A 16,600-nucleotide genomic window follows, 5' to 3' on the forward strand; every position below is an offset into this window, starting at 1 on the left:
GTCACTAAAGGCATCACGATGAAGGAAAAACTATTTGCAACGGTTCTGCGCTACCCGGCTTTGATTCTACTGGCCTGTCTTGTGTTGACCGTTATGGCGACAGTCGGTGGAAAAAATCTGGTTTTTAAAAGTGATTACCGGGTGTTTTTCAGTGAAGAAAACCCCCAGTTAGTGGCTTATGAGTCGATCCAGAATATCTTTAACAAGAGTGATAATGTCGCTTTTATTGTGATTCCGGCTGACGGGAATATCTACACCCCTGAACATCTGCAACTGCTCAGACAGATTACCACCGACGCCTGGCAGATACCCTATTCAACCCGGGTGGATTCGATTGCAAACTACCAGCATACCTGGGCGGAAGAGGACGATATGATCGTTGAGGATCTGGTCTCAGAAGGGCAGACACTGGACCCGTCTGCACTCGACCGGATACGAGAGATTGTTAATACCGAGCCGATACTGCTAAACAAGATTGCATCGGTTAAAGGTCAGGTGTCACTGGTGAATGTGACCGTGCAGATGCCGATGATCGATCCGGTGGCTGAGGTGCCTGAGGTTGTAGCCAGGGTGCGCGAAATTCAGCAGAAGTATATGGCGGAAAATCCGGGACTTGAGATCAAACTGTCCGGCATCGTGATGATGAACAACAGCTTTGCCGAGTCTGCACTGAAGGATAATGCCACGCTGATCCCCATCATGTTTGGCGTGGTGGTGCTGACGATGCTGGTCTTGTTGCGTACTTTCAGCGGCACCTTTTCAACAGTCATTATTATTGCTGCCAGTATCGCCGCTGCGATGGGACTGGCCGGCTGGAGTGGGATGTTTCTCACCGGGCCATCGGCCAGTGCGCCAACCATGATTCTGACGCTGGCGGTAGCGGACTGTATCCATATTCTCAGTACCATGTTTTATGAGATGCGTCGCGGTATCGTGAAACGTGATGCGTTGCTGGATAGCCTGCGGATCAACTTTCAACCGGTGATGCTTACCAGTGTCACCACTGCGATCGGATTCCTGAGTATGAACTTCTCCGATTCACCTCCTTTCCGTGATCTGGGCAACATTGTTGCGGTGGGAGTGATGCTGGCGTTTCTGTTCTCTATTACGCTGTTTCCGGCGCTGCTGATGGTATTGCCGGTGCGGGTGAAACAGACCCGTGAGGAAGATCGGGACTGGACCCGCTCTCTGGCAGCGTTTGTCACTTCCAAACGCCGTATTCTGCTACCGGGGATGAGTGTCTTTATGCTGTTGTTGATCGCGTTTTTGCCGATGAACCAGCTCAATGATGATTTTGTGAAGTATTTCGATACCTCAGTACCGTTTCGTCAGGCAACCGACTATATGCAGGATAATCTGTCGGGCATGACCATGATGGAGATCTCCATAGACTCCGGTGAGTCCAGTGGTATCAATGATCCGGCGTTTCTGAAAAAACTGGGTGTCTTCAGTGACTGGTTGCGATCCCAACCGGAGACTGATCATGTCAGCACCCTGACAGATACCCTGAAGCGGTTGAATAAAAATATGCATGGGGATGATCAGAGCTACTATCGTCTGCCCGAGGACCGGGAGCTGTCGGCTCAGTATCTGTTGCTCTATGAGATGTCGTTGCCCTATGGACTTGACCTCAATAATCAGCTGAATGTGGATAAATCCTCGGTGCGCGTGGTCGGCACATTCAAAAACCTCACCAGTAATGAGCTGGTGTCACTGGAGGAACGGGTGCAAAACTGGTTTGCCAGAAATGCCCCTGAATATCAGGTACAGACCACCGGTCCGAACCTGATGTTTGCCCATATCAGCCAGCGAAATATCAAGAGTATGCTGTCAGGTATCGCGCTGGCACTGGTGCTGATCTCCCTGTTACTGGGTTTTGCTCTGCGCTCTGTTCGTTTTGGCGTTATCTCCCTGCTGCCAAATCTGGCACCGGCTGCGATGGGGTTTGGCTTGTGGTATCTGATTGATGGGCAGGTGGGACTGGGGCTCTCCGTTGTAGCGGGTATGACACTGGGTATTGTGGTGGATGATACGGTTCATTTTCTGAGTAAATACCTGTACGCCCGACGCCATCGGGATGCAGACTCTGTTGCCGCCGTTCAGTATGCTTTTGGTAGTGTTGGCCGGGCGCTCTGGATTACGACCTTTGTTCTGGTGTGCGGCTTTATGGTGCTGGCACAGTCCAGCTTTAAACTGAATGCCGATATGGGATTCCTTACGGCACTGACGATCCTGATTGCACTGGTGGTGGATTTTCTCTTCCTGCCGCCGTTGTTGATGGTGTTTGATAAAACTAAGATTGAAACACCCGCTAAAACCGCTCAAGGAGTTGAACGATGAATCTGACTAAATCTTTTTATCTGCTGCTGACACTGACTTTGTTAAGTGGCCCGGTATTGGCTCAGACGCCTGAAGAGCGAGGGCTGGAGATCGCCAGAGAAGTAAAACAGAGGGATTTTGGCTGGGCCGACATGCAGGCCGAAATGTTAATGGTGTTGCGTAATAAACAGGGAGAAGAGAGCGTTCGGGAGATCCGTATCAAGTCGCTGGAGCAAGAGGGCGATGGTGATAAGAGCCTGACGATATTCGATAAACCCCTGGATGTAAAAGGTACTGCATTTCTGAGCTTTTCCCACCCCCTTGAAGCGGATGATCAGTGGCTCTATCTGCCAGCGCTGAAGCGGGTAAAGCGGATCTCATCCCGAAACAAGTCCGGCCCGTTTATGGGATCGGAGTTTGCCTACGAGGACCTGTCTTCATTTGAGATTGAAAAATACAGTTACAAATACATCAAGGATGAATCCTGTGAGGGGGGCACCTGTTTTGTAGTAGAGCAATACCCGGTGGACAAAGATTCCGGTTATACACGACGGGTGGCCTGGATCGATCAGGATCAATACCGGGTCTGGAAAGTGGAGTTTTATGATCGTAAGAACAGTTTGCTGAAAACCCTTAGTTTCAAAGGCTATCAGCAATATCTGGACAGATACTGGCGGGCAGATCTGCAACAGATGATCAATCATCAGAATGGAAAAAGCACCGATCTGAAATGGAGTGGATACCAGTTCAGGGTTGGCCTGAATGACTCTGACTTCAATAAAAATACCCTGAAGCGGGCCCGCTGATATGTGTAAACGTTTATGGCTCTCCGGGCTGTCGGTGTTGCTGCTCAGTGGCTCTGCGGCGGCGGACGAGGTGTTTTTTGAATACAGCGGCAGGCTTTCCGGTGAGCTGCAGGGCTATCTTCATGAGGGACAGTTTAATGGTCAGGGGTATCAGAGCAATGCTTCACTGGCGCTGGAACCTGAACTGTACTGGGAGTTTAACGGGGGCAATGACTCCGTTGTGTTTACCCCCTTTTACCGGCTGGATCAGCACGATGATGAGCGTACCCACGGTGATATCCGTGAGCTGAGCTGGATCCATGTGGGCGACGACTGGGAGCTGCGTTCAGGGCTGCGAAAAGTGTTCTGGGGGGTGACAGAGTTTAACCATCTGGTGGATGTGATCAATCAGACCGATGCCGTGGAAGATAGCGATGGCGAAGACAAGCTGGGTCAGCCGATGGTCAATCTGTCACTGGTGCGGGACTGGGGTATCGTCGACCTGTTTGTGTTGCCGGGTTTCCGCGAGCGTAGTTTCGCCGGACGCGAAGGCCGGACCCGTTCGGGGTTGGTGGTGGACACCGATAACGTTCGCTATGAGTCTGGTGATGGCGATCAGCATATTGATACGGCTGTGCGCTGGAGTCAGAGTTTTGATCTGTTCGATGTCGGCTTGTACTGGTTTAACGGCACTAACCGTGATCCCCGTTTAGAAACCGCTCTCATTCAGGGTAAGCCGGTGCTAGTGCCAGTCTATGAGCAGATGGATCAGATCGGCTTTGATGGTCAGGCAACTCTTGACAGCTGGTTGTGGAAGCTCGAACTGTTGTGGCGTGATACCCCTTCAGACCGTTACAGTGCGATGCAGGCCGGGGTTGAATATAGCTTCTATGGTGTCAGTGACACCACCACCGATGTCGGCGTGCTGGTGGAGTATGGCTGGGATGAACGGGGGATCGATGCGGATACTATTTTCCAGAATGATCTGTTCTTAGGTAGCCGTATAGCTCTGAATGATGCCGCCAGTACTGAGTTTCTGGTTGGGTTTGGCTATGATCTTGATTTTGATAGCCGTAGTCTGTTTCTGGAAGCCGGCAGCCGCTTTGGTGAACGCTGGAAACTGAGTCTTGATGCCCGGTTGTTTGATGCCCGGGATAACCGCGATCTGATGGTTAATATTGAGCAGGATGATCTGCTGCAGCTGACCGCTGATTACTATTTTTAGGCGCCTGGTTTTTAAGTGCTCTGGTTTTTAACTGCACTGCCTTTTAACTGCACAGACGACCGGTATTTACTGTGTAACAAAAGCGAGTGCCTGAGTGATTCCCGCCACCTTCAGGGCGTCAGCCTGGGTCTGGTTTTTAACCAGCAGAGCACCGCAAAAAGCCAGGGCATTCAATGAGACTCCGGCGAAGGATTCGCTGCTGCGGGGCACTAGCATCAGCCATTCCCGGCAAAGCAGCAGGTTGTAAGCCATCTCCGCCTGCCGGGTTGTATGGCGGATCTGCAGACGTTGCAGAAGTATCAGGTAATGGTTATGCAACCATTGCGCGGTGTCCTGAATGTCACCGATATTGGCCGGCAGGCGCACCCCGGCTTGCCGGAAGGGCAGTTCAGCATCCGGTTCCGGGGTAGCAGAAAAGTAATTCAACGCATTGCTCAGTGGCAGATCAGTCGGTCTGACGGGAATCAGTTGCAGATGTTTATGGGGCTGACTGGCCCCGGCTTCCCGACCACCATTATAGAAAACAACACCGTCAATCTCTCGAAGTGCCATCAATGCTGCCGTGAAATCTGATAGCGTCAGCAGGTGAGTCTGAGGCTCAAAATCCCGGGTCACCAGCAGCAGGTGATTATCGATGACACTGAATTTGTTTAACAGACAGATATGTTTCGCACCGATGTCAGCCACATAAAGTTCGGGGTCATAGGGTTTAAACGGGTTAACAGAGCGGTTTGCCGCCTGTTTAATCCGCCGGTCATTTTCTTTATGTTGCAGGCTACTGAGTGTTCTTAGCTGATAACTAAAGGGCGCTTCATACACTGTTTCAATCGTCGTGCTGATTGGTTGCAGGGCACCGCTGTTAAGGGCTGCCTGAGTGGTAGCCAGGGTTTTCTGCCAGAGTGATAGGGTCATGCGCTAGCTCCGGATACGATCAGGTTTTCAGATTACGCAGGCGAAATGCTGTTGTATAGTAAAGACAGATTATCCGCCAGAGAAAAAAGATGAAACAGTTACTGCTGGTGGCCCATGCTCCTTCCGAAAACACCCGGTTAATGGCGGAGGCCACGTTAAAAGGGGCCCGACATCCGGATATTGACGCAGTGCAATGTCGCTGGATTGAGCCGCTGAAGGCGACACCGGAAGATGTTCTGGGCTGTGATGCAATTATTCTGGGAACGACTGAGAATCTGGGCTATATGAGTGGCGCCCTGAAAGATTTTTTTGATCGCTGCTATTACCCCTGTCTGGAGGCAAAGCAGGGCTTGCCCTGTGCTCTCTATGTTCGCGCAGGTCATGATGGTACCGGTACCTGTCGCGCCGTAGAAACCATCTGTACCGGTTTGCGCTGGCACTGGATTCAGCCCCCTTTGGTGTGCAAGGGGGATTGGCAGGAAGAATTTTTACAACAGTGTGAGGGGCTCGGTATGACCATGGCCGCAGGTTTAGATATGGGAATTTATTGATCTGTGTCGCAGTTTTCTGATCAGAAAATAGCCAGCCTGATTGTGCAGTGCGGAAGCTGGTATTATACTTACGTCTGAATGTTGATCAGATCAGGAGATACGCCCATGAAGCAATCGGTGTTTACCGGAATAGAGTGTGATGATCGCCGTATAGCCAGTGAGCTTCAGGCGATGGGATACTATGATGAGTATGGTGCAGAGTCCCAGTCTGCTGTTAGCAGAGTGATCGATGCTGTCGGTAATTTTGTCACCTGGATGCGCTGGAAAGGTGAAGTGGGTGTATATGGTTGCCGTGTAGGTGCCGATTATGCCCGCTACATGGAAGCGAAAGTCAGCGCCTGATCGTCAGTTCCCCTCTCTTTTGAAAGCCGCTCTCTGAGCGGTTTTTTTGTTACTTTTATTTTCTCCGCCGAAAAAAAACTAATTTCAAACTTTTGTTTGATTACTCAGAAATATCTCCTATGCTTTTTTTTACCTGTCTGGATCAGAGATAAAACAATAAAGATACAGGCCTGCCCAAGAGATATGAAACTCTAGAAGTCTGATGGTTACGCTTTACGTCACTCTTAGATAACGTCCCTGGTTACAGGCGGTATCCTTACTTTATTCAGGGTGAATCTATCGTGCATCAGGAAAGCTATCAGCAGGATCGCTACCAGGTAAGGGTTCTGGGTGTAGGAAATGCAGATGTTCTGTCGATCGGACGTTTTCATCAACGTCTTGGGTTAAGCAAACAGGACTGTATACGCCGTATTCTGACGGCCCCGTCAGTTTTACAGTCTGAGCTTGATATCCGTTCAGCAGAAGCGATGGTTGAGGTACTCAGGGGAGCTGATCTTCCCTGCGAGCTGGTGCCCCAGAGTGAACAGCTTATCCCGTCTCAGGAACGCTTTGAAATAGCGGTTTATATCACCGACTTTACCCATATTACCTCGTTTATTACCGATCTTGCGCTGTTCACCGGGCAGGGGAGTGAAGAGTTGCTTCGTTGCCTTGCTAAAACTCCTGCCATCATTCTTGGAAACCTCTCGGAAAACGTTGCTGCAGAGCTGGTAACCCGTTTCAGTAAACCCGGTATCGAGTTGATCCGGTCCTGTAGCGCAACCGCCAGATATACGGTGGTTGCCTATGCTCCTGGGGGGGATCAGAGCCTGGCTGACTACTATCGGACGTTTGGTTTGCAGCGGGCAGGTGATCAGGCTGAACAGACCCAGTGCTGGCAACTGACTGACCTGACACTGGAGAAAGCCCAAACCCTTTGGCAGCAAGCCAATGAGCTGCATCTGCCGCTGGTGATTCATAATCAGGATTATTACCGCTTTGATCTGCTGCTCAAATCGGTTCCCCTCGATGCCGCCGCAAGGCAACAGATCTCCCGGGTGCTGGCAGAGGCGCTGGGGATACCTGAACATCTGCATCAACGACTTTTTGAACAGCTGCCCATGGTGCTGAAACGCTGCATCAGGATTAATGATTATGACTCTGTACTGACCTCACTGGCGGCGCAGGGGGGTGACGTGACAGCAGAGTGGGTCGGTGGCTTTCGCTTTGATCTGCGGTTTGACACGGGGGAGCAGCGTGCCCGGTTAGAAAAATTATGCGCCGCGATTATGGGGCGCCCTCTTACATTTACAGAGTCAGGTGGTGGCTGGTCGGTGAAGGCCGATGCCAATCTGCATCAGGGGTTGTGGATTCAGTACGAGGCAGCCCAGTCAGGTATTCATTGCAGACTGATGAGAAGTGGACATGAGTAACTCAGAGATCCCCAAAGTTAAACTTGATGCCGTTCTTGAGCAGGTAGGCAAAAGCCTGCGTCAACAAAAGTATGAAGCCGCTCTGCTAATGCTGCAAAAACTGTTGCAGGCCGGTATGGCGCAACAGTTTCCCCTGTTACTGCAGCGCTATATTTCAGAGTTGGTGTTTGAGTGTCTGGAACTGGCGGGAGAGGACCAGGCGGCGCTGGAGTATTGCGAACGGGCGATAGCCGAGTATGAAGAGAAGCGGGACTGTGCGTCTGCCGCGGTAGCCAATGATCTTGCTCTGCTCAGGTTTCGCAGAATCTGCCTGTTGGTCAAGCTGGATCAGCATCTGCAAGCCCGAGACGCCGTAGACGCGTTTCAACACTCCCGTTCATTACAGGACAAAATCCGATATCACAAACTGTTTACACGCATTCTGAAATACTCCAGCGCAACAAGAAATCAGCTGTTGAGAGAGCAGAAACAGATGGGTTCGTTTCAGCTGTCACAACAATTAATCGTGTCAGCATAACTCAGCGAGGTCAGGGAGATGAATTTTGATAATCAGGTAGCCGGGATGACGCCGGGACAGGCGCTGATGGATGTGCCTATCCCGAAGTTAATTGAAAACACCGCCAAGGCGATTGCCGCTGCGCAGTATGAACTGGATTCTACCTCAGTACGTGCGGCAACCATGCTGAGTGAAACCCGGATCAGTTTTAACGATGTTGATGGCACCTCTCGGGAACGGAGTCTGCTGGAACTGGGTTTTATCCCTCAGTTTTACCATTTCAAAGAGACGGAGATGGAGTTCAAAGTGACCATCTCTGTGCGGGTTGAAGCTGGTATCGATTTCGGTGTGGAAGCCGGGCTCGGCACTACCGAGAGTGCGGGGTTGCCTGTCGCTTTTGCTGGCACTATCTCGTTCGATCTGCATCATAAATATGAGTTTGATATGGAAGCAGTTTCTCGGATAAAAACCACCATGAAATCGGTTCCACCCCCTCAGGCGTTTCTTGATGCTATTCGTAATCATGCCGCCTCGGGTGGGGGATCAATCACTGCGCCTGATGGCCCGGCACCAACGCCAGATCCAGTTGAGCCTGCACCTGCAGACCCTGCCGATCCGACGCCGGCAGACCCTGCCGATCCGACGCCGGCAGACCCCGCTGATCCGGCAGATCCTACTGATCCAACCCCGGCAGATCCAGGCTGACAGAGGATTGATCTATGTCCAATAGCAAAGTGATGGCCTCACTGGAAAAATCTCCACTCCCGGGTCTGTTGACCCAGTTAGGGACGGCGATTGCATCAGCTCAGCGGGAGCTGGACAACAACTCCATTCAGATGGCGATGCAGCTGGGCGATGCTGAAGAGCATGGTGTTGATATAGGCGATGGTGAGAAGGTTTCACTGATATCACTGGGATTTGCTCCGGTGTTTTATCATTTCAATGAGGCCACCATCGATATCAGAGTGTCGCTGTCAACATCGACCACCACTGAAACCAAATTCGGCACCTCGGCAACCGTTGGTGGAGCTTACTATTTTGTCATGTTTGCCGCGACGGTCAGTGCCGAATTCAGCAATAAATACAGCTTTTCGTCCGAGGCCAGTAGCTCAATTACTGCCCGGATCTCGTCCATTCCACCGCCCAATGCCTTTCAGAACTGGATTGCCAGCAGGCAGCAGGCTGCTCAGCCCACTGATACCGAATAAAGATGATCTAACAGCTACAGGTTAGCAAGGAGAGAACTATGTCGATCGGTCAGGAACTACTTAATGTCCCCATGGGGGAGATGATAAGAGAGATGGCATTTGCAATTGCAGATGCTCAGTATGAACTGGATGAGGCCAGTATCCGCGTAGCTCAGATGATGGGCGGGCGGGTGCCTATTCTGGATGAGGCCGGCACGGTTACCGGAACCGAAGATACGCGGGTCTATTTTGGTACCGATGAGGATGATAAAGCGCAGAAAGTCAGCATGCTGGAGCTGGGATTTTCACCAACGTTTTATCAGTTCACCAACAATATTATCGAGGTCAAAATAGCGATTAAGATTGTGCGTGAAAGCTCCTATACCCGCAATACCAAAACCACGGGGACCAGCCGTAGTAAGCCTGCTTTCGGTGGCTTTTTTGGCGGTAGTTCCAAGCTGAGAACCACCACCGTGGATGCAACCTACTCCAGCAAATACAGTTATAGCGCAGAGGGTGCGAGTCTGTTGCGCTGTAATCTGGTGCCTATTCCACCACCTGCCATTTTTGAAGAGCGGGTAAGAGATCTGTTTGAGACGGACGAAGAAGCTGATGGTTAATCACGCAATCTGAAGGAGAGCAGTTATGGCCAGACCAAGTATCGGACGTGAACTGAGCGATGTCCCCTTTGGCGAGATGATCACCAGCATGGGGCTTGCGATTGCCGAAGCGCAGTATGCGATGGATGAAACCAGTCTCAGACTGGCCCAGATGATGGGCGGTGAGTATGAGGTGCCAGAAGTTGATCCGATTACCGGCGATATAACCACCGTTACCAAGAAATCGCTGGTGAAGTTTGATGGTGAGGAGATGTCGCTGATTGAGCTTGGGTTTACCCCAACCTTCTATCAGTTCACTGAATCACTGATAGAGATAAAAGTCTCGATCAGCTTCACGCAGAGTTCAGAGTTTGAGCGCAAATCATCGACTAAAACCATCAGTGCGATGGCCGGTGGTTTCTTAGGCATGGGGATGGCGCGGGCCAGGACAACATCGGTCAGTGCCCGGTATGCCAATAAGTTTAACTATAGCGCCGAAGGCTCAAGCCTGATGAGAACCAAGATATTACCGACCCCGGCACCCGCTGTACTGGAGGAGCGGATCAGGGCGATTGTAGAACGTAACAAGCCAGCGCCTGCCGATGGCTAAGCCGTTAAGGGAATAGTTGTTAAGGGATGAGCCGTTAAGGGATTAGTTATTAAGGGATAAGTTTTAGGGAATAGTCTGATGGCGACCGAGTATCTTGACTGGACCTCGCTCGAAGCTGTAGCCGACCCCGCTGATGATCAACCAGCGTTAGATTCATCCGGGCGGAATAGCGGCAGCAGTGAGCAGCCCCGGCAGCGTGCGTTAACTGACCTGCTGGAGATGGACGATGTTCCGGATGAGCTGAAACAACTGGTCAATCGTCAGCGGGAGCTGGAGCAGCAGCTGGATCAACTGACGGGCAGCACGCCGTTGCCGGACTGGAATGAACAGCGCTTTGTGATGCCCCAGCATAGTGCTGAATCCCGGCTGGCAGATAAACACAAAGCGCAGCGTCTGGAGGAAAATCGCAGCCGTGTCAGGCAGCAGCTTAATCAACGACAGCTATCACGTTTGCAACTTGAACGGGGGCTGAAAGAGGCTGAGCTCGCCCGGCATGAAAAACTCAGGCAGAAAAAAACTCAGACTCTGCAGTTGCAGCAGCGTCTGAGTCAACTGGAGTTGGAAAAGCAGAGGGCGCAACGGCATAAGGCGCTGATCAGGTTAAAAGAGCTTCAGCGGCAGCTCGATCAGAACTATCAGCGACAGCAACGAATACTGAAACGTGCGTTACACCAGCGTCAGGAACTGAGACAGGCGACGGTGCGGGAGATGGCTAAAAGGCAGCGTCTGCAACAGGCCAGTGTGGCTCAGCGGCAGGAACAGCAGCAATGGCAGGCCCGGAGAGCCCGCTTGCAGGTGATGCAGAAAGCGGCTCTGGCAGAGGCGCGGATGCAGGCGCGGCAGCAGCAGGAGGATATGCTTGAATCGCTTATCCGCCGTGCTGAAACACAGCGTGAGCAACGCCTGGCCGAATTATCCCGGCAGCGGCAAGCGGTTCGCGCGGAAGAGAGACGAAAGGCTGCCAAACAGGAACGAATGCAATTTTTCAGTTGATCAGGACCTGGAGAGATTTGAATGGATGATGTAGCGAAAGGGCAAAATCTGGATGATTTTCTGATCAATCTGGCGGATGGGCTGAGTAAGGCTCAAAGCCGGTTGAATCAATATCCGGTCATGAATGCGATGGGGCAGCAAAGCATGGTCTACCACATCCCCCGTATGGAGTTTGAACTCAAACTGCAGATGACTGCGTCAGAGGCGCCGGCATCGTCCGGGTCGGGTGGACGCCTGCCACTGCAGAAAAAATCCCGGGTGCAATTTTTACCGGTGAAAGCATCACAACAACACAGTAGTAGCTCTGCCACCAGTATTATCAAAGGGGTGTTTGTTGCAGCTCCGCTTGATTCTACCGTGGCGCAGGTTCAGCTCAGCCTCAGTGTTGAGAAGAAGAGTGCGCGCAAAGCTCAGGTTAACATTGTTGTTCAGGCGGCCCCGGGTCACTCGGTGCAGGGGGCTGTTGTGGAGCTAAATATTGATCGCGAGCTGTCGGAAAAGCTCAATAAGACCCCGTTAAAACCCGCCACCCGACTTGAACAGGCCTCTCTGGCGTTGAATCAGGAGGGCAAAGCTTCAACGGAGCTGATGATCTCCAATCAGGAGTCAGAAGGGCAGATTATCGCCCTGATAGCCGATCTTTTCGGGCAGACTCAGACACTTTTGTACCGCTTTGAGCAGGGATGATGACCTATGGCAATCAAAATCAAAGCCGCATTACGGAACAGCGATAATAAAGCGTTGGGCAGTACCGATGCACAGCTGTTTTTCTATACCCTGAATGGCGGGACAAAGCTCATTGCATCGGGGCGTAGCAGTGCAAACGGTGCACTGACTATGTCGACTAATACCCGTATCAGTGATTTTTTACCCCGCGTTCTGCTGAAGGTTAAACTGAATAATAAGTGGGTGAATGCCAGTAATACCCCAAAATCCTACAGCCAGGCGACCATTGATTTCGGCACGGTAAAACTGAGCAGTGAGCCTGTGCTGACGCTGGCGACAACCACTTTACATGCTATTCCGGCAGTTACTGCAGGTGCCACAGCGGTCGCTGCTGATACTAATAAGCTCAGGTTATTAGAAACTCAGAATCTAAAACTGACCAATGAGACGAAAAATCTGACGGAGCAGTTGAAGAGCAAAGAAAAGGCGCGCAAGTCACTGGAGACAGAGCTGCAGAGCCGTCCCACTGTGCAGATGCTGAATGCCGAGAAAACTCAGGTCAGGGATTTAACCGCGCAACTTAAGGCGAGGGACGAGCGGATTACCCAGCTGGAGAGGGGGAGCGGACAACTGAGTGAGATCAGCCGTCAGCTGGAACTGAAAGAGCAACAGCGTAAGCAGCTGGAGGTTGAGCTCAATAAACGGCCCACAGTTGAGATGCTCAACATACAGAAGGGGTTGGTGACCGATCTTAAGGGCCAGCTTAAGTTGAAAGACAACCGCATAGCGGAGCTGGAAGAGCGGATTAGCCGGGGTGGGGCTACAGTCCCGATCAAATCAACAACCGTTAAAAGTGAAGATCTGATCTTTTCTACATCCCAGGCGATCTCTCGTGCCAGTGACAAACTGGTTAAACAGGGAGGCTATCGCATCAGCAAAGCCAGCGTCGATCTGAAAGTTGTGGCGTCAGCTAACCACACCGATCTGATGTTGTTTGAAAGTGCGGATGACCTTGCCCGTATCCCCTCAAACTGCTTTGGCAACGTCAGCTTCGATATTGATCTGACCGATACCGGGGATACCGAAACTCCCGCCGCTACCGATCTTACAATGCCTGATGTTACGGGCTATACCCGCCAGCTTGCCGAGCGAAAACTGGATGGATTACAGGATCAGCTGTTCTGGTATGAACAGCAGTTATCTGAAAAAGATCCTTTTTCCGCCGGGCAGATCATTCGTCAGCATCCGAAAGCAAATACCCCATTGCAACCTGATACTCAGATCATTCTGATCATTGGTGTCGGTATCTGATTATCAAGGAGACAATTATGGCAGATAACCCGTTTTCAACCGTACTGGCTGCCCCGTTGGGCGACATGATTGCCGAGATGGGGATTGGTGTTGCTCAGGCGCAATATGCGATCGATGCAAAAACCATTGAGAATCTGAAACAGATCTACAGTCTGGATGATGAGCTGCTGAAAGAGATGCGCCGTATCGGCTACCGGCCCACCTGGTATGTGATACCGGAGGCTGAAGCCGAGATCAGCATGGCACTGACGATACAGCAGACAACAGGCAGCGACCGGAAAGTTAAAACTGAGATCAGAGGTACCTCGGTTGATGCTTCATATCAGAATCAGTATGACTTCAAAATAGAGGGCGCCAGCACGCTGAAACTGACATTCAGACCAGTTCCTGCGCCGCTGGAGATTGATAACATGCAGGTTGTTCCGCTGCTGTCAGGCATTCCTCTGGGAGAAGCTAAAGCGCTGCTGGAGAAGATCGGTATCGAGTACAAGGTTTCCAGGGCAAACGCAAAAGACAGCGATATTGTTGCCTCGACGACGCCTGTGGCTGGGTCATTTATCGATGCAGGCAAACACATCTTGGTAGGCGTATAAGCGCCTGAGGAGTCTGGAATGAGTAATGGAGGTCAGCGGATCGAATCGCTGTTAAGACGCATTTCACAGCAACAAAATGCGCCGGCTGGGGAGATGTTTGATCTGCAAAATCCGATAGCCGGAGGTTTAGGCCGGGTCAGCTCAATGAGCCTGATCAATAACAGTCGGCAGAATCAACAGGGCTTCAGCAGTCTGATCTCAACCATGAGAATGCTGCATGATATGCCGGGACAAAACTCCCAACAGCTACAACGGAATCTGGATCAGCAGTCGGCATGGCCTGACCCCAACGCAGTTCCGATGCCTCCAGGGGATAGTCAGTTCGATACAGAACCGGATCCTGCGACAGATGGAGATGAAGAGCCCGATTAATAACCCCAACCGAAACACGAGCTGGTAAATCCCGCTTTGCCAGCCTGAGGTCCCGGTGTTAGTTAAACGTTAAGGAGTAAACCGATGTGCAATGATGTGTGCGAAGCCAGTACTCCGGGCGCTGATGTCAGTCAGGAGTTTGCCTGTATCAGTGATGCGGTGAACTATTCTGAGATTTATAACCAGCAGATTGATGATGTCCGCAATGTGGAACGCAATGAGCGAACCCGGACCGCAGGTGTATTTCTCTATCGAATCGCCAATTTCGATTATCCATTGGTTCGGGTCGAGCTGGATGCCTATCGTCAGGCGAATGGTCCGACCACTATCGGCGAACTGGCGCAGGTGCTGCATCTTGAACGCGCGACCCTTTTTAACCGTATTCTGGACTGGCATGCGGGGCCTAATGGTCATGTCAGAGCGTTTCTCTACCGGCGTTATGTGGGGGGAGATGCGACCACGGTCGAGGATCAGGTTGCCGCTTTGCGAGAGATCAGGCAGGGCGGCTCAGGTGTGCCTGTTTATCATCGCTGGCGATTACCCTCTGGCAGGAATTACCGCCTGATTTTGCCAAGAAGTGAAGCCCTGGAGCAGGAGATCGCCCTGAATCGTACCGCTCTGGTTTCCGCAGATATTCAGCAACTCAGCGCGTTACTGTCTGCTGAGATGGATGACGCTATGGCTAAAGCGGAGCGGGTCGCTGCAAATCAACAGGCGCTGGGGAGGATTCTGCAGCCATACAGACAGGAGTTGGGAGCGCTTGAGCTGTTAATGGAGTTTATCGATCTGGCTGAGGTTAACCCCGACTCAGCTTACTCCTCATCTGAGCAGGCGAAGATCGATACGCTGCAGAGTAAACTCAATACGCTGAAAGGTCATGCCGACAGCACATTTGGACGCGAGCCCACTCAGAGAGCCCGCTCACTGCAGCAGGCGATCAGACGGGATACCGATAGTCTGTATTCAATGCTGGAAGGTGACAGTCGTTTGAATGAACTACTGGCCCAGGCTTGCGATAGTGATTCAATGATTACCAGCAGTTTTATGCATGGTGTCTATAGCAAGCTGGGTGCCTGTTACCGGGTTCTCATGACCAGCAATCATGCTGAAACATTGATAACTGAACGTTTGCAGCCGGCCCTGGAGATGATTGTCAGTAATGAGTGGCGCAGTTTTGTCAATCCATCCTGTCTGGCTACCGTTGCCGGAAAGCTGAGTATTGTGCCAACCATTGCCGGTAACCTGCCGGGACCACCGTCGTTACTGATGGTGGTGATGGAAGCATCAATGCCAAAAATAATACAGATGGCTTCACTCGCTCCCAGTGCCGGGCGTATTTTGCGTGACCTTACAGTCGAGGTCACCGCTGAGTTAATTGGCATGGTGGGTTCGAATAAGGGTGAATTTATCCGTCGCCTGAGCTCATCCGATCCTGAAGAGGTCTTACAGGTGAAAGAGTGGAGTCGGGGGGTAGTCAACTCCGAGGTAATGAGCAGCCCAGGCTGGGGCGTTTTCATGTCGATGATTACCGGCATCCTCTTTCTCAATGCTTTCGTCAGTGCCGCGACTACCACGACTGACAGTATGATTACCCGAATTCGCTTATGGGGAGACACGGTGGCTCAGTTTTCCAACTTTGCTAACTCGCTGATCCAGGCGCTACAGCGGTTTAAGTTTGTTCGTCAGGGCGTACTCGGAACCGCCGGGACAAGCCGGGTGTTGGGCATTATTGGATCTCTGGCAGCGATCGCCTCCAGCACTGCGCTGATGGCCGAAGAGTATCGCACCCGGGATTATGCCGGTATGACGGTGGCAGGCTTTGGCTTGGCCAGTGGTGTTCTGAGTCTGGCTGGATTTATGTTGTGGATGTCTGCAGGAACAATAGAAGTGCCCCCATTGGCCGCGGTGCTATTTGTAGCGGCCCTGATCGTGGGCCTGGTCGGAGCCATTATCGGGCTGTTCACCTCGGATTCCAATGGTGAAGCGTTGGTTGAGGGGCTGGTTGAGCATATGGCTGACGCCGACCTGTTCTCCCGGCAGCTACGTGGTGATTCGCGCCTGAATCGCTATTATGAGGATGTCAGACGATACCATCACAGTGTCACCATTAATGACCTGCGCAGTAGTGCCAGAACGGCACTGAACTATCTGTTTGGTCTTGATCAGATCACAGATTCAGAAAAACGGGAGCAGACCGTCGATTTGATCGACTCACTGATTGCGTAGC

General features: G+C 51.7%; 18 protein-coding genes. 17 read left to right on the plus strand and 1 reads right to left on the minus strand.

Annotated elements, in window-relative coordinates:
* The first annotated feature begins 18 nt into the window (after positions 1 to 18).
* Genes BMY09_RS01765 through BMY09_RS01775 form a run of 3 tightly spaced genes read left to right on the plus strand, consistent with a single transcriptional unit; the run spans position 19 to position 4,329 of the window.
* Positions 19 to 2,340 carry an efflux RND transporter permease subunit gene (locus tag BMY09_RS01765; protein WP_091353113.1) on the plus strand — a complete coding sequence of 774 codons (2,322 nt, stop codon included), beginning with the start codon at positions 19 to 21 and terminating at the stop codon, positions 2,338 to 2,340.
* Positions 2,337 to 3,125 (plus strand): outer membrane lipoprotein-sorting protein, encoded by a 789-nt coding sequence (locus BMY09_RS01770; protein ID WP_091353116.1) that lies wholly within the window; start codon positions 2,337 to 2,339, stop codon positions 3,123 to 3,125. The genes BMY09_RS01765 and BMY09_RS01770 overlap by 4 nt, the downstream gene beginning before the upstream one ends.
* Before the next feature lies 1 nt (position 3,126).
* Positions 3,127 to 4,329 carry a hypothetical protein gene (locus tag BMY09_RS01775; RefSeq protein ID WP_091353117.1) on the plus strand — a complete coding sequence of 401 codons (1,203 nt, stop codon included), beginning with the start codon at positions 3,127 to 3,129 and terminating at the stop codon, positions 4,327 to 4,329.
* Positions 4,330 to 4,395: 66 nt separating this feature from the next.
* On the opposite strand, the gene BMY09_RS01780 is transcribed toward BMY09_RS01775, so the two are convergent.
* Positions 4,396 to 5,241 (minus strand): ATP adenylyltransferase family protein, encoded by an 846-nt coding sequence (locus BMY09_RS01780; RefSeq protein ID WP_091353120.1) that lies wholly within the window; start codon positions 5,239 to 5,241, stop codon positions 4,396 to 4,398.
* An 89-nt stretch (positions 5,242 to 5,330) separates the two neighbouring features.
* Between BMY09_RS01780 and BMY09_RS01785 the strand changes: the two genes are divergently transcribed.
* From BMY09_RS01785 to BMY09_RS01850, 14 genes are all read left to right on the plus strand, one after another.
* Complete coding sequence (locus BMY09_RS01785; protein WP_091353123.1) at positions 5,331 to 5,792, plus strand: flavodoxin family protein; 462 nt, start codon at positions 5,331 to 5,333, stop codon at positions 5,790 to 5,792.
* A 105-nt stretch (positions 5,793 to 5,897) separates the two neighbouring features.
* The gene (locus tag BMY09_RS01790) at positions 5,898 to 6,134 is read left to right on the plus strand and encodes a hypothetical protein (RefSeq protein WP_091353126.1); all 237 of its coding nucleotides are present in this window, start codon (positions 5,898 to 5,900) and stop codon (positions 6,132 to 6,134) included.
* Between the two features lie 281 nt (positions 6,135 to 6,415).
* Entirely contained in the window at positions 6,416 to 7,546 is a 1,131-nt protein-coding gene (locus BMY09_RS01795) for a hypothetical protein (protein WP_091353129.1), read from the plus strand.
* Positions 7,539 to 8,063, plus strand: a complete 525-nt coding sequence (locus tag BMY09_RS01800) for a hypothetical protein (RefSeq protein ID WP_091353130.1) — start codon at positions 7,539 to 7,541, stop codon at positions 8,061 to 8,063. Before BMY09_RS01795 ends, BMY09_RS01800 begins: the two co-directional genes overlap by 8 nt.
* A gap of 18 nt (positions 8,064 to 8,081) precedes the next feature.
* Positions 8,082 to 8,747 (plus strand): hypothetical protein, encoded by a 666-nt coding sequence (locus tag BMY09_RS01805; RefSeq protein WP_091353135.1) that lies wholly within the window; start codon positions 8,082 to 8,084, stop codon positions 8,745 to 8,747.
* Positions 8,748 to 8,761: 14 nt separating this feature from the next.
* Entirely contained in the window at positions 8,762 to 9,250 is a 489-nt protein-coding gene (locus BMY09_RS01810) for a hypothetical protein (RefSeq protein WP_091353138.1), read from the plus strand.
* A gap of 38 nt (positions 9,251 to 9,288) precedes the next feature.
* On the plus strand, positions 9,289 to 9,849 hold the full coding sequence (locus BMY09_RS01815; RefSeq protein ID WP_091353141.1) for a hypothetical protein: 561 nt from the start codon (positions 9,289 to 9,291) through the stop codon (positions 9,847 to 9,849).
* Between the two features lie 25 nt (positions 9,850 to 9,874).
* Positions 9,875 to 10,438, plus strand: a complete 564-nt coding sequence (locus tag BMY09_RS01820; RefSeq protein ID WP_091353143.1) for a hypothetical protein — start codon at positions 9,875 to 9,877, stop codon at positions 10,436 to 10,438.
* A 78-nt stretch (positions 10,439 to 10,516) separates the two neighbouring features.
* Positions 10,517 to 11,431, plus strand: coding sequence for a coiled-coil domain-containing protein (locus BMY09_RS01825; RefSeq protein WP_091353146.1), 915 nt, complete (start codon positions 10,517 to 10,519; stop codon positions 11,429 to 11,431).
* A gap of 21 nt (positions 11,432 to 11,452) precedes the next feature.
* Complete coding sequence (locus BMY09_RS01830; protein ID WP_091353150.1) at positions 11,453 to 12,118, plus strand: hypothetical protein; 666 nt, start codon at positions 11,453 to 11,455, stop codon at positions 12,116 to 12,118.
* A gap of 6 nt (positions 12,119 to 12,124) precedes the next feature.
* Positions 12,125 to 13,408 carry a PASTA domain-containing protein gene (locus BMY09_RS01835; protein WP_091353153.1) on the plus strand — a complete coding sequence of 428 codons (1,284 nt, stop codon included), beginning with the start codon at positions 12,125 to 12,127 and terminating at the stop codon, positions 13,406 to 13,408.
* Between the two features lie 17 nt (positions 13,409 to 13,425).
* Positions 13,426 to 14,001, plus strand: coding sequence for a PASTA domain-containing protein (locus tag BMY09_RS01840; protein ID WP_091353155.1), 576 nt, complete (start codon positions 13,426 to 13,428; stop codon positions 13,999 to 14,001).
* A gap of 18 nt (positions 14,002 to 14,019) precedes the next feature.
* Entirely contained in the window at positions 14,020 to 14,373 is a 354-nt protein-coding gene (locus BMY09_RS01845) for a hypothetical protein (RefSeq protein ID WP_091353157.1), read from the plus strand.
* Positions 14,374 to 14,457: 84 nt separating this feature from the next.
* On the plus strand, positions 14,458 to 16,599 hold the full coding sequence (locus BMY09_RS01850) for a hypothetical protein (RefSeq protein WP_091353160.1): 2,142 nt from the start codon (positions 14,458 to 14,460) through the stop codon (positions 16,597 to 16,599).
* The last annotated feature ends 1 nt before the right edge of the window (position 16,600 follow it).

The organism is Amphritea atlantica (assembly GCF_900111095.1).
In the GTDB taxonomy this organism is placed as follows: Bacteria; Pseudomonadota; Gammaproteobacteria; order Pseudomonadales; family Balneatricaceae; genus Amphritea; species Amphritea atlantica.

What these genes read in the sequence shown, in the direction of transcription:
- BMY09_RS01810 (WP_091353138.1), top strand. Translation starts at nt 8,762, where the DNA reads ATGTCCAATAGCAAAGTGATGGCCTCACTGGAAAAATCTCCACTCCCG.
- BMY09_RS01805 (WP_091353135.1), top strand. Translation starts at nt 8,082, where the DNA reads ATGAATTTTGATAATCAGGTAGCCGGGATGACGCCGGGACAGGCGCTG.
- BMY09_RS01775 (WP_091353117.1), top strand. Translation starts at nt 3,127, where the DNA reads ATGTGTAAACGTTTATGGCTCTCCGGGCTGTCGGTGTTGCTGCTCAGT.
- BMY09_RS01765 (WP_091353113.1), top strand. Translation starts at nt 19, where the DNA reads ATGAAGGAAAAACTATTTGCAACGGTTCTGCGCTACCCGGCTTTGATT.
- BMY09_RS01845 (WP_091353157.1), top strand. Translation starts at nt 14,020, where the DNA reads ATGAGTAATGGAGGTCAGCGGATCGAATCGCTGTTAAGACGCATTTCA.
- BMY09_RS01830 (WP_091353150.1), top strand. Translation starts at nt 11,453, where the DNA reads ATGGATGATGTAGCGAAAGGGCAAAATCTGGATGATTTTCTGATCAAT.
- BMY09_RS01790 (WP_091353126.1), top strand. Translation starts at nt 5,898, where the DNA reads ATGAAGCAATCGGTGTTTACCGGAATAGAGTGTGATGATCGCCGTATA.
- BMY09_RS01770 (WP_091353116.1), top strand. Translation starts at nt 2,337, where the DNA reads ATGAATCTGACTAAATCTTTTTATCTGCTGCTGACACTGACTTTGTTA.
- BMY09_RS01780 (WP_091353120.1), bottom strand. Translation starts at nt 5,241, where the DNA reads ATGACCCTATCACTCTGGCAGAAAACCCTGGCTACCACTCAGGCAGCC.
- BMY09_RS01815 (WP_091353141.1), top strand. Translation starts at nt 9,289, where the DNA reads ATGTCGATCGGTCAGGAACTACTTAATGTCCCCATGGGGGAGATGATA.
- BMY09_RS01800 (WP_091353130.1), top strand. Translation starts at nt 7,539, where the DNA reads ATGAGTAACTCAGAGATCCCCAAAGTTAAACTTGATGCCGTTCTTGAG.
- BMY09_RS01825 (WP_091353146.1), top strand. Translation starts at nt 10,517, where the DNA reads ATGGCGACCGAGTATCTTGACTGGACCTCGCTCGAAGCTGTAGCCGAC.
- BMY09_RS01820 (WP_091353143.1), top strand. Translation starts at nt 9,875, where the DNA reads ATGGCCAGACCAAGTATCGGACGTGAACTGAGCGATGTCCCCTTTGGC.
- BMY09_RS01785 (WP_091353123.1), top strand. Translation starts at nt 5,331, where the DNA reads ATGAAACAGTTACTGCTGGTGGCCCATGCTCCTTCCGAAAACACCCGG.
- BMY09_RS01850 (WP_091353160.1), top strand. Translation starts at nt 14,458, where the DNA reads ATGTGCAATGATGTGTGCGAAGCCAGTACTCCGGGCGCTGATGTCAGT.
- BMY09_RS01840 (WP_091353155.1), top strand. Translation starts at nt 13,426, where the DNA reads ATGGCAGATAACCCGTTTTCAACCGTACTGGCTGCCCCGTTGGGCGAC.
- BMY09_RS01835 (WP_091353153.1), top strand. Translation starts at nt 12,125, where the DNA reads ATGGCAATCAAAATCAAAGCCGCATTACGGAACAGCGATAATAAAGCG.